Source organism: Microbacterium sp. zg.Y909 (assembly GCF_024626565.1).
Genome location: NZ_JANJFJ010000138.1, coordinates 1 through 10,903, shown reverse-complemented (window position 1 = coordinate 10,903; position 10,903 = coordinate 1). Strand labels below are relative to the sequence as shown.

The 10,903-nt window shown below is 72.9% G+C and carries 11 protein-coding genes; 5 read left to right on the top strand and 6 right to left on the bottom strand.

Annotated features, from left to right (window positions below; genetic code table 11):
• On the bottom strand, window positions 1-536 hold a 536-nt coding region (locus tag NQ160_RS11510), incomplete at its 3' end, for a DUF305 domain-containing protein (RefSeq protein WP_257515377.1).
• A complete protein-coding gene (locus NQ160_RS11505; RefSeq protein WP_257515376.1) occupies window positions 533-1,252 on the bottom strand; it encodes a DUF3105 domain-containing protein in 720 nt (239 codons plus the stop codon). The genes NQ160_RS11510 and NQ160_RS11505, both read right to left, overlap by 4 nt.
• 146 nt (window positions 1,253-1,398) lie before the next feature.
• Between NQ160_RS11505 and NQ160_RS11500 the strand changes: the two genes are divergently transcribed.
• The 3 genes from NQ160_RS11500 (at window position 1,399) to NQ160_RS11490 (ending at window position 5,167) form a co-directional block, all read left to right on the top strand.
• Window positions 1,399-2,778, top strand: coding sequence for a multidrug effflux MFS transporter (locus NQ160_RS11500; protein ID WP_374113649.1), 1,380 nt, complete (start codon window positions 1,399-1,401; stop codon window positions 2,776-2,778).
• A gap of 99 nt (window positions 2,779-2,877) precedes the next feature.
• Window positions 2,878-3,546: a phosphatase PAP2 family protein gene (locus NQ160_RS11495; RefSeq protein ID WP_257515375.1), complete on the top strand. Its 669-nt coding sequence runs from the start codon at window positions 2,878-2,880 to the stop codon at window positions 3,544-3,546.
• A 70-nt stretch (window positions 3,547-3,616) separates the two neighbouring features.
• Window positions 3,617-5,167 (top strand): SDR family oxidoreductase, encoded by a 1,551-nt coding sequence (locus NQ160_RS11490; protein ID WP_257515374.1) that lies wholly within the window; start codon window positions 3,617-3,619, stop codon window positions 5,165-5,167.
• 54 nt (window positions 5,168-5,221) lie between these two features.
• Here the strand turns inward: NQ160_RS11490 and NQ160_RS24875 are convergent, their stop codons facing one another.
• The gene (locus NQ160_RS24875; RefSeq protein ID WP_257515373.1) at window positions 5,222-5,494 is read right to left on the bottom strand and encodes a DUF6457 domain-containing protein; all 273 of its coding nucleotides are present in this window, start codon (window positions 5,492-5,494) and stop codon (window positions 5,222-5,224) included.
• Between the two features lie 108 nt (window positions 5,495-5,602).
• Between NQ160_RS24875 and NQ160_RS11480 the strand changes: the two genes are divergently transcribed.
• Together NQ160_RS11480 and NQ160_RS11475 are read left to right on the top strand one after the other, a co-directional pair.
• Complete coding sequence (locus tag NQ160_RS11480) at window positions 5,603-6,199, top strand: GNAT family N-acetyltransferase (RefSeq protein WP_257515372.1); 597 nt, start codon at window positions 5,603-5,605, stop codon at window positions 6,197-6,199.
• A 121-nt stretch (window positions 6,200-6,320) separates the two neighbouring features.
• Window positions 6,321-7,181: a DUF4190 domain-containing protein gene (locus tag NQ160_RS11475; RefSeq protein WP_257515371.1), complete on the top strand. Its 861-nt coding sequence runs from the start codon at window positions 6,321-6,323 to the stop codon at window positions 7,179-7,181.
• A gap of 7 nt (window positions 7,182-7,188) precedes the next feature.
• Here NQ160_RS11475 and cydC read toward each other — a convergent pair whose 3' ends face one another.
• From cydC to NQ160_RS11460, 3 genes are all read right to left on the bottom strand, one after another.
• The gene (gene cydC, locus NQ160_RS11470) at window positions 7,189-8,892 is read right to left on the bottom strand and encodes a thiol reductant ABC exporter subunit CydC (RefSeq protein ID WP_374113648.1); all 1,704 of its coding nucleotides are present in this window, start codon (window positions 8,890-8,892) and stop codon (window positions 7,189-7,191) included.
• Window positions 8,889-10,592, bottom strand: coding sequence for a thiol reductant ABC exporter subunit CydD (gene cydD / locus NQ160_RS11465; RefSeq protein ID WP_257515370.1), 1,704 nt, complete (start codon window positions 10,590-10,592; stop codon window positions 8,889-8,891). The genes cydC and cydD overlap by 4 nt, the downstream gene beginning before the upstream one ends.
• A gap of 105 nt (window positions 10,593-10,697) precedes the next feature.
• Window positions 10,698-10,903: cytochrome d ubiquinol oxidase subunit II (locus NQ160_RS11460; RefSeq protein ID WP_257515369.1), on the bottom strand; the 206-nt coding region annotated here is incomplete at its 5' end.

Genomic DNA, 10,903 nt, shown 5'->3' with positions numbered 1-10,903 from the left:
TCGGCCATCGGGATCGCGCCCTGATGGTGGCGGATCATCAGCGACAGGAACAGGCAGTCGCCGGCGGTGCCCTGCGCCTCGGCGAGAGCGGTGAGCTCAGCGGGGGATGCCATGCCCATGGCCTCGCGCTCCTCCTCGGGGGAGAGGGTCGCCGTGCTCGTGACGCCGTGATCGTGACCGGCATCCGACGCCGCCATCCACGCCATGGGAGCGCCGCCGGCCTGCGGGAGCCCCCACTTGACCAGCCAGTCGAACATCTCGCCCCGCTGGCCGGCCTGCCCCGTGGCGATGTCGTAAGACAGCACGCGCAGCTGTTCGTCGTCGGTCTTGCGATAGGCCGTCATCGCCATCTCGATCGCCTGCGCGTGGTGCGCCTGCATGTCGCGGGCGAACCCCGCTTCAGCGGAGTCGTTCGCGGGAAGAGCCGGACCCGATGCCGTGAAGGTCGAGAACCGGCCGGCGGCGAAGGCCACCGCGGCGACCGCGACCGCGATCAGCACGACCGCGATCCACCGACGCCGCGGGGCCTCGGTCATGACTGCTTGCCCGGACCGTCGATGGCGCCGGTGCAGGCGGCGTTGGGCTCGGGGACGCTCTGGCTGCGCCAGTAGGCGCCGAGGAAGTCCTCGATGCGCTCGTCGTCGGGTCCGTCGAGCTTCAGCTGGGCGTTCCATGCGCTCATCACCACGGGCGCGTCGAGGCCCTCGTGGGGGGAGAGGAGCACGTAGCTCGACGGCAGCTTGGCCTTGATGGCATCCAGGCCCGCCGCGTCGACGGCATCCGCGTCGTAGGTGATCCACACGGCGCCGTGCTCGAGCGAGTGCACCGCGTTCTCGTTCGCAACCGGCTCGGAGTAGATGCCGCAGTTCAGCCAGGCGGCGTTGTGGTCGCCGCCGGCCGGCGGGGTCTGGGGGTACGCGACGGTGCCCTCGACGTGGGTGGCTGTGTTCTCGAACGTCTCGACGCCCGGGATCGCCGTCCCGTCGCCGTCACCGCGGTCGAATGTGACGGGCTTGGGCGTGAAGACGATGGATGCCACGACGAGCGCGATGACCGCGATGGCCGCAGCGACGCCCACGGACCACCAGACGAGCTTGCTGCGGCGACGCTTGGCGAGTTCCCGCTGGTACTGCGCGAGCTTCTCCTGCTTCTGCTTCTCACGCTGCTGCTTGACGGTGAGGGTGATGTCGGCCTGGGTGGCGGGGTTGCCGCTCGCACGCTTGGTGGGGCGGTCGGAGGGTGTCGGGGTCATGTGTGATCTCGGTTCGGAGGGGCGCGCGGGGGGCGCGACGGTCGCCTCAGCCTATTCGCACGCATAGGTCAACGGCTGGGAAGGAGCTAGACTCATCCGGTTCTCGAATCGTTTCGACGATTCCGCCCTGCGACTCCCTGGATACCGTGCTCGATACTTCGCCCATTCCCACCGTCTCCGCCGCCGACTCGTCAGGCACCGACCGCCCCGCTACGACCGGTGCCATCCGCACCGCAGGCCGCCCGGCGACCGGTGCCATCCGCACCCTGGGCGCCAACCCCACGACCGCTCCGATCGTGCTGCACCCCGGTGACGCGCTGTCGACCCGCCGCCGCGTGCTCTACGTCATCCTGCTCGGTGCGCTCACCGCGCTGGGGCCCTTCACGGTGGACCTCTATCTGCCGGCGTTCCCGGCGCTCGAAGAGGACTTCCGCACCTCCGCAGCGTCGATCCAGCTGACCCTCACGGGCACGATGATCGGCTTCGCCCTGGGGCAGCTCGTCGTCGGTCCGCTCAGCGACAAGGTGGGCCGCCGCGTGCCGCTCATCGTCGTGACCGCATTGCACGTGCTCGCCAGCACGGCGGCCGCGTTCGCGCCGAACCTCGAGCTCCTCATGCTCGCGCGGGTGCTCATGGGCGCGGGCGCCGCCGCCGGCGGTGTCGTCGCGGCGGCCATCGTGCGCGACCTGTTCGGCGGTCGCCGGCTCGTGGTCATGCTGAGCCGGTTGGCGCTGGTGTCCGGCGTCGCCCCGGTCGTCGCACCGCTCATCGGCTCGGCGCTGCTGACCGTCGTGCCTTGGCGCGGCATCTTCGTCGCCCTGGCGATCTACGGCGTCGTCATGTTCACCTGCGCGGTGGCGTTCCTCCCCGAGACCCTGCCCGCGGCCCGCCGCGCTGAGCGGGGATCGACGACCGTGATGCAGCGGTATCGCTCCGTGCTCAGCGACCGCGTCTTCATCGGCGTGCTCATCATCGGCGGCATGACCTTCAGCGGTCTGTTCTCGTACCTCTCGGCATCCTCGTTCCTCTTCCAGCAGACCTACGGCTTCGATCCCCAGCAGTACGGACTGCTATTCGCCATCAACTCCGTCGGCGTCGTCATCGGCGTGCAGACCGCATCGCGGCTGGCCGCCCGCTTCGGCCCGCAGTGGGTGATGGCCTTCTCGACCGCGGTGCTCGTGCTCGCCGCATCGGCCATCGTCGTCTGCGACGCCCTCGACGTCGGCATCTGGGGCGTGATGGTGCCGCTGTTCATCTTCATGACCGGATGCGGGTTCACGTTCCCGTGCGTGCAGGTGCTGGCGCTGGACCGCCACGGCAAGGCCGCCGGCACCGCGCAGTCGCTCGTCGGCGCCGTCAACTTCGGTGTGGCCGGCCTCGTCTCGCCGCTCGTGGGGTTGATCGCGGGCGACGGCGGCATCACCCCGACGACGATGGCCTCGGTCATGGTCGGTTGTGGCGTGATCGGGGTTCTGGCGCTGTGGCTGGTCGTGCGTCCGAAGACGGTCGAGCGCCTCGCGCCATAGCGCTCGCGCGCGGGGGGCCCACGGCGGCGCGATAGCCTTTGCGGCAAGTCGTCCGCAAGCCCCCCTCCGCCGGGTCGCCTGACGCCGCACAATGAGGTGATGGAAGCCCACAACCGTCCGATTACGCGGCTGCTCGTGCCCGGGATCGTGCTCGTCGCCCTCGCCTGCGCGCTGGGCGCGTGGATCCTGCAGCGCGGGCCCGAGCCCTTCGTGCTCGACCACTGGTGGAACCAGGCCCTCGTCGGGTGGCAGGTCGAGGCGGTGGCGGTGTTCTCACTGGCCATGAACTGGCTCGGCGGGGGAGTGTTCGGCGTCTTCGTGGTGCCGATCGGGGGAGCGCTGGCGCTGCTGATCATGCGGCGGTACATGGGTGCGCTGTATTTCGTGGCGGCGTCGATCTTCAGCGCCGCGGCGGTGCAGGTGCTCAAGCGCCTCTTCGGCCGGGCGCGCCCCGAGGAGATCCTGGTGATCAGCGACTACGGCTCGTTCCCATCTGGGCACGCCGCCAACGCCGCGACCCTCGCGGTGGTGGCCGCCGTGCTCTTCCCGCGGCTGTGGGTCGTGATCGCGGGGGCGGTGTGGGTGATGCTGATGGCCTTCAGCCGCACGTACGTGCACGCGCACTGGCTGAGCGACACCGTGGGCGGGGCGATCATCGGCGCCGGGATGGCGCTGCTGATGGCATCCGCCTTCGCCGTGCCGCTGCGGGCCGAAGCGACCCGCCGATCCCGACCCCCGCTCCGCGTCGCACCCGTCGCTGCCGAGTGAGTGTTCGCGGGCTCGAGCAGCCCACACGGGGCGTGTGGCGCGCGGGGATGCCGCGACGTAACGTCGCGGCATGAGCGAACTCACTGCGGCGGACGCGGCCCTGCGCGCGGTGCCGCGCCCCGATGGCTCGGCTCCCCTGGCGCTGGTGCTCGGGGCCACCGGCTACATCGGCGGGCGCCTGGTGCCGCGCCTGCGCCAGGCCGGATACCGCGTGCGCGTGCTCGCCCGTGACGCCGGCCGGGTGGCGGCCTTCCCGTGGGGTGACTCCGTCGAGGTGGTCACCGGCTCCGCCGAGGACCCCGACGCGGTGCGCGAAGCCGTACGCGACGTCGACGTGCTGTACTACCTCGTCCATTCCATGGCCGCCGGTCCCGGCTTCGACCGCACGGACCTGCGCGCGGCCGAGACGGTCGCGGCGGCCGCCGCCGCGGCATCGGTCGGGCGCATCGTGTACCTGGGTGGCCTGCACCCCTCCGGCGGCGACCTGTCACCCCACCTGCGCTCCCGCGTCGCGGTGGGGGATGTCTTCCTCTCCTCCGGCGTTCCCACCCTGGTGCTGCAGGCGGGCGTGGTCATCGGCTCGGGCTCGGCCTCGTTCGAGATGGTGCGCCACCTCACCGAGGTGCTGCCGTACATGCCGGCGCCGCGCTGGGTGCGCAACCGCATCCAGCCGATCGCCGTGCGCGACGTGCTGCACTACCTGCTCGGGGCGGCGCGGGTGGATGCCGACGTCAACCGGGCCGTCGACATCGGCGGTCCCGACGTGCTGCGGTACGGACAGATGATGAACGGGTACGCCGCCGAGGCGGGTCTGCCGCAGCGGGCGATCGCATCGCTGCCGGTGTTCACGCCGGGGCTCGCCTCGCACTGGGTCAACCTCGTCACGCCCATCCCGCGGGCCATCGCCCGGCCGCTGGTCGCGTCGCTGCAGAACGAGTGCGTCATGGACGACCACGCGGTCGACGACCTCATCCCGCCGCCCGCGGGAGGCCTCACCCCCTACCGTCGTGCCGTGCGCCTCGCACTCGGGCGGGTCGCGGCCGACGAGGTCGAGACCAGCTGGCAGGATTCCGAGGTGCTCGGCGCTCCCTCGGACCCGCTGCCGTCGGATCCCGACTGGGCCGGGCGCACCGCGTACACCGACGAGCGTTCCACCCTCACCTCGGCCGACCCGCAGCGGCTGTGGGGCGTGATCACCGGGATCGGCGGCGACAACGGCTGGTACTCGACCCCGCTGCTGTGGGCGGTGCGCGGGTGGATGGACAAGCTCGCCGGCGGTGTGGGCCTGGCCAGGGGGCGGCGCAGCCGGTCGCGGGTCGCGCCGGGCGACGTCATCGACTTCTGGCGGGTGGAGACGGTCGAGGAGGGCAGCATGCTGCGCCTTCGCGCCGAGATGAAGGTGCCGGGAAGGGCGTGGCTCGAGCTGCGGGCGACCGAGGCCGATGGCGGCTCGCGCTACGACCAGCGCGCAGTGTTCTTTCCGCGGGGGCTGGCGGGACGGCTGTACTGGCTCGCGGTGCTGCCCTTCCACGGCTTCGTCTTCCGGGGCATGGCCAACCGCATCACGGCTACTGCCGAGGCCGAGTCGACGGGGCGGGGACAGGTTGCGGGCGTCCTCTGACGGCCTGGGCGCCCCGGGCGATCGCCTGGCGCGGGGGTCGGCGGACCCGCCGGGTCAGGACGCCGCGCGATGGGCACACGCCTCGGCGAACGCCGTGATCGCCTCGACCGCGCCCCGCGTGTCTGCGGGTGTGCCGCCCGCCCGTCCGGCCACCAAGCCCGCCACGAAGGCGCTGAGCGGCACGGCCTGAGCCGAGGCGGCGGTCGTGTCGTCGGCGAGGGTGAGCAGCAGCGCGACGGGTATGTCGTCGGCGACGAGGTCGAAGCGCTCGCAGAGGGCCATCGCCCACTCGTGCACGGCGTCGGTCGGAAGGGTGCGATCGCCCACGGCGTGACCTCCTCGGCGGCTCGGCGGCGAGCCTTGGGGGCGATCCTCGCACGCCCGGGCGCGCACGTCTCGGGTACGGCGGAATCCGTGCCGTGTCAGGATGAGGTCGTGACCCGAATCCGCCCCTACCGCCGCGGCGATGAGGCCGCGCTCGCCGAGATCTGCCTGCGCACCGCCGACGCGGGTGCGGATGCCACCGGCATCTTCGCCGACGACGACCTCTGGGCAGAGGTGTTCGTGCTGCCGTACGTCGCGCGGCATCCGGAGTTCGCCTTCGTCGTCGAGACCGACGACGGACGCGTCGTGGGATACGCCGTGGCTGCCCCCGATACCCGCCGGTTCGAGGACTGGTTCGCCGATGAGTGGTGGCCGCGGTTCGCCGAGCGCTGGCCGCGGCCGGAGGGCGAACGGACCCGGCAGGACGGCACCCTCATCTACGCCTACGGCAGGCACGCAGGGGCGGAGCCGTACGGCGACACCCATCCGGCGCACCTGCACATCGATCTGCTTCCGCAGGCGCAGGGGCAGGGATGGGGGCGACGGCTGATCGACACGGTCATCGCCGCGCTGCGGGCCGAGGGAGTACCCGGGCTGCACCTGGTCGCCTCCGCCGACAACGCCGGGGCGCTGGCGTTCTACGACCGCCTCGGGTTCACCCGCATGCCGTCGCACGAGGGAGTGCAGGCGTTCAGCCGCGACCTCTGACGATCGAGGCGATGCCGGCGATGCCGGCGATGCCGGCGATGCCGGCGATGCCTCGATGGGGAGAAGTCCCCATCGCGCACCGTGCCGCGCGGATGGTGCACTGGATGCCAGGAGGAACGCGATGACCGCCGCCACTGTGCGCCCCACTCAAGAGTGGAACTCCGCGGATGCCTGGGCGGCGCTGCACCACGCCGAGACCTCGCCCCACGACCTCGCGTCGATCGCGGGTGCCTTTCCGCACTATGCCGAGCAGATAGCCCGACATCCCCGGGCCTATCCGGCCCTCATCGAATGGGCCGGGGTCGTCGCCGTGGGGCGGCGCACGACGCCGGGCGAGCGCGAGTCGACCAGTGCCGGGACCACCGACGTTCTGGCGGCGGGACGCCGCGAGTCCGGCGTGCATCCGCTGGCCTTCTCGGGCGACGCCGACGCGTGGCGCGCGGCGGTGGCCGCGGGTGCCGCACTCACGCAGGGCGCAGAGCGGCCGGTGGGGATGCGGGGGGATCGCGCCTCCGAACGCGTCCGGTGGACGCCCGGTGCCGCGGCCGAGTCCTTCGCGCCTGTCGCGGCTGTCGCCGCCCCGGCCGCGTCGCCCTGGTGGGCCGACGTCACACCGCGGGCGGCCCCCGCGCTCCCGGCCTCCACCGCCCTCGCATCCCCGTCTCCGACGTCTTCATCGCACGATGACCCCGCATCGGCGGCGCCCGCCGCGGCGGGGCCCGCGCCCGCCACGGCATCCCCGGCCGTGGGCGGCGATCAGCCCACGGGGGCGGTCAACGGCAAGGCGCTGCTCGGGTTCGTGTTCGCCTTCGTCCTGGCGCCGCTGGGCGTGGTGTTCGCTCACCTGGCGTTGCGAGAGATCGGCCGCACCGGCGAGGCCGGGCGTGGCTACGCGCGCGCGGGCCTTGCGATCGGGTACACGGTCGTCACGCTGGTTGCGGTCGCCGCCGGCATCGCGCTGTCGGTCGTGTTGTCCGGCTGAGGCCGGCTCAGCGCACCCGGCCCGCGTCGAGCCGCACTTCGCGGTCGACGAGCCCCTCGGGCACCTCCACGTGCGAGATCAGCACCACGGCCTGGTCGGGAGAAACCGCCTGCAGCAGGTCGGTGAGAAGCGCGTCGGATGCCGCAGGGTCCACGCCGGCGGTGGGTTCGTCGAGGACGAGCACCGGGAAGCCGTGAAGCAGGGCGCGCGCCAGCGCGATGCGCTGTGCCTGGCCCCCGGAGACGAGCGCGCCGCGCTCGCCGACGCGGGCGTCGAGGCCGCCGCGCTCTGCCAACCACAGGCCGAGGCCCACGCGGGAGAGCACCGCGGTCAGCTCCTCGTCGGTCGCGGTGTCGCGGGCGAAGAGCAGGTTCTGCCGGATGTCCTCGTCGAAGAGCATCGGCTGCTGCTCGCACAGGCCAACGGTCAGGCGCACGTCGTCCGGCGACAGATCGCGCACCGAGCGGCCCCCGATGTCGTAGGTGCCGGTGCAATCGAGGAAGCGCACGAGCACGTGGGCAAGGGTCGTCTTGCCGGCGCCGCTGGATCCGACGACCAGCACGCGCTCGCCGGGGCGCACGTCGAGGTCGACGCCGCTGAGGGACGGCGTCGCGGCGTCCGGCCACGTGGCCGAGACGTCGCGCAGCCGCAGCCCCTCGCCGAGTGCGGGCGCCTCGCCGGTCGCGGGCGGCGCATCGCGGACGAGTCCGGCGGGAATGTCGGCGGGCACGGATTCGGCGATGCGCTCCGCCGACGCGTGCACCTGCCGCCAGGCGGCTGCGGCCAGCGGCACGGCGCCGAACACCTCGAAAACGGCCATCGGCACGAGCACTGCCACCGCCAGCGCGGGGCCGCCGAGGGTGGCGGCATCCGGAGCCGTCACGGCGACAGCCAGCAGCGACGCCGCCCCCGCGAGCAGCGAGACGATGGCGGTCGTCGCCGCCTGGGCGCCGGCGCGGCGGACCACCGCGCGGCGGACGGCCCCGTCGGCCTCGGCGATGCGGGCGCGGCTCTCGGCCTCGGCGCCGTAGGCCAGCAGCACATCGAGGCTTCCCAGGTGGTCGGTCACGGCGTCGGCCAGCCGGGCGCGCAGCGGGGCGATGGCGCGCTCGGCGCGCCCGCCCGCGGCCCATCCCCAGAGCGTCGCGACGAGTGCGGCCACGATGAGGCAGGCCAGCAGGGTGAGGGCGGCGGGCCAGGACACGAATGCCACGAAGACGACGGCCGAGAGGGCCACGACAGCCGAGGCGACGAGTGGCTCCACCACGCGCAGCGGCAGGTTCTGCAACTCGTCGACGTCGTCGACGAGCGCTCCCAGCACCGAGCCGCGCCGCGTGCGGGTAAGCCCGTCGGGGGCGAGGGGGATGAGGCGACGCACCAGCGCGGTGCGGGTGGTGGCGAGCTGGCGCAGCGCCGCGTCGTGCGAAGTGAGCCGTTCCAGATAGCGGAAGGCCGCGCGCGAGAGCGCGAAGGCGCGCACCCCCACGACAGCGGCGGTGAGGTACATCACTGCGGGCTGCTCGCTGGCCCGGACGATGAGCCAGGCGCTGACGGCGAGGAGGGCCACCGCCGAAGCCTCGGTGGCGAATCCCGATGCGGCCGCGCGCCAGAACCGGCGGGCGGGCGGCATCGCGCCGCGCAGCACGTCCGCGGCGGTGACGGGAGCGGCGGTCGTCCGAGGGGCGGCCGTGGTGTTCGTCGTCGTGGTCATGCCGGCACCTCCGCCGTCTGCAGGCGCACGACGCGGTCGGCGTAGGCGCGGGCGGTGGTGCGGTGCGAGATCAGCAGCACGGTGGCGCCGGCGTCGGCGAGCCCGTGCAGGTTCCGCCACAGCAGGTCCTCGGTCTGTGCGTCGAGGGCCGAGCTCGGCTCGTCGAGGGCGAGCACGGATGCCGCACCGGCGAGGTACCGGTGAATCGCGCGCGCCACGGCGACCCGCTGCGCCTGCCCACCCGACAGTCCCGCTCCCTGCACGCCGAGCTCCCGCGCCGGATCGATGTCGACGGCGCCGGCCAGGGCGAGTGCCCGCGCCACCGTCGCGGGGTCGGGGGAGGGGGCGCCCAGTGCGACGTTGTCGGCGACCGTCCCCGAGATGAGGCCGGGGTGCTGGCCCGCCCACGCCAGCCAGCGGTCAGGGCGCAGGCGGGTGAGGGCGACGCCGCCGAGCGTCGCCTCGCCGTCTAATTCGGCCGCGCCGCGGAGCGCCGCGAAGACGCTGGACTTTCCGGCCCCGCTCGGTCCTTCCAGAAGCACGAGCTCGCCGGCATCCGCCCGCAGGTCCACCGGGGCCAGCGAGCGGTCGCCGTAGCGCACGCGCAGGTGGCGCAGCACGAGGGGACCGGATGCCGCACCGCCGGCCTCTGCAGCGGGTTCGTCTCCCGTCGGGCCTGCGGCGCCCGGCCGGTCAGCGCGGCGGGCGGCAGCCTCATCGAGCACCGCGAAGACGTCGTCGGTGGCGGAAACACCCTCGGCGGCGGCGTGGAACTGCACGCCCACCTGGCGCAGCGGCAGGTACGCCTCCGGCGCGAGCAGCAGCACGAAGAGGCCCACGAGGAGCGCGAGTTCGCCCTCGAGCAGGCGGAAGCCGATCGACACGGCGATGATCGCCACCGACAGGCTGGCCAGCAGCTCCAGGGCGAACCCGGAGAGGAACGACACGCGCAGCACCCGCATGGTCTGGTCGCGGTAGCGCTCGGTGATGCGCTGGATCGACGTGACGGCGCGGTGCTGCCTGCCGAAGACCGTGAGGGTCGACAGCCCGCGCACGGTGTCGGCGAAGCGGGCGGCCAGCTGCCGCAGGGTCTGCCACTGCTTGTCCTGCACGGCGCGGGTGGCCAGGCCGATGAGGATCATGAAGAAGGGGATCAGCGGAATCGTCAGCACCACCGTCAGGCCGGAGATCCAGTCCATCCACCACATCACGGCGATGATGAGCGGCGTCGCGATGGCCGTCTGCGCCAGCTGCGGAAGGTAGCGGGCGAAGTAGGCGTCGAGGGCGTCGAGGCCGCGCCCGGCGGTCAGGGCGAGGTGTGCCGAGTTGTGGCGGGCGAGCCAGCCGGGCCCGAGGTCGCCGACCGCCTCGACGACGTTCGCGCGCAGCTGCGCCTGCACGCGCGCCGACGCGCGGGCGGCGACCGTCTCACGCACCCACAGCAGCGCGGCGCGCAGGACGATGACCCCCGCGAGCGAGGCGAGGATGCCGGAGAGCTCGCCCCATGGCATCCCCTCGATCGCCCCGACGATCGCGCGCGTGAGCAGCCACGCGAAGGCGATGATGACGAGGGTCTGTGCGAGCCCGATCGCCGCGATCGCTGCGAAGAACGATCGCGACGCGCGCGCGTACTTCAGCAGCCGGGGGTCGAGGGGGCGGCCGCCGACGCGCGGTGGTGCGTCCGCGTCCTGCGAAGCCATGTATCGATCCTCCCACGCATGCCGCGCTCGGGCGGCGTGCCGATGACAACGGTCCGCCCCGGTCCGGCGCGCGAATCGCGCGGCGTGGGACCGGGGCGGCCGGGTTCAGTGGACTGCTGTGGCAGCCTTCTCGATCTCGACGCGGGTGACCCGCTTGCGGAACACCCAGTAGGTCCACCCCTGATACAGCAGCACCAGCGGCAGGAAGATGACCGCGGCCCACGTCATGATCGTGAGCGTGTAGTCCGTGCTCGAAGCGTTCTCGATCGTCAGGTTGAACGCCGGGTCGATCGTCGACGGCATGACGTTGG

What these genes read in the sequence shown, in the direction of transcription:
- NQ160_RS11505 (WP_257515376.1), bottom strand. Translation starts at nt 1,252, where the DNA reads ATGACCCCGACACCCTCCGACCGCCCCACCAAGCGTGCGAGCGGCAAC.
- NQ160_RS11495 (WP_257515375.1), top strand. Translation starts at nt 2,878, where the DNA reads ATGGAAGCCCACAACCGTCCGATTACGCGGCTGCTCGTGCCCGGGATC.
- NQ160_RS11490 (WP_257515374.1), top strand. Translation starts at nt 3,617, where the DNA reads ATGAGCGAACTCACTGCGGCGGACGCGGCCCTGCGCGCGGTGCCGCGC.
- NQ160_RS11475 (WP_257515371.1), top strand. Translation starts at nt 6,321, where the DNA reads ATGACCGCCGCCACTGTGCGCCCCACTCAAGAGTGGAACTCCGCGGAT.
- cydC (WP_374113648.1), bottom strand. Translation starts at nt 8,892, where the DNA reads ATGACCACGACGACGAACACCACGGCCGCCCCTCGGACGACCGCCGCT.
- cydD (WP_257515370.1), bottom strand. Translation starts at nt 10,592, where the DNA reads ATGGCTTCGCAGGACGCGGACGCACCACCGCGCGTCGGCGGCCGCCCC.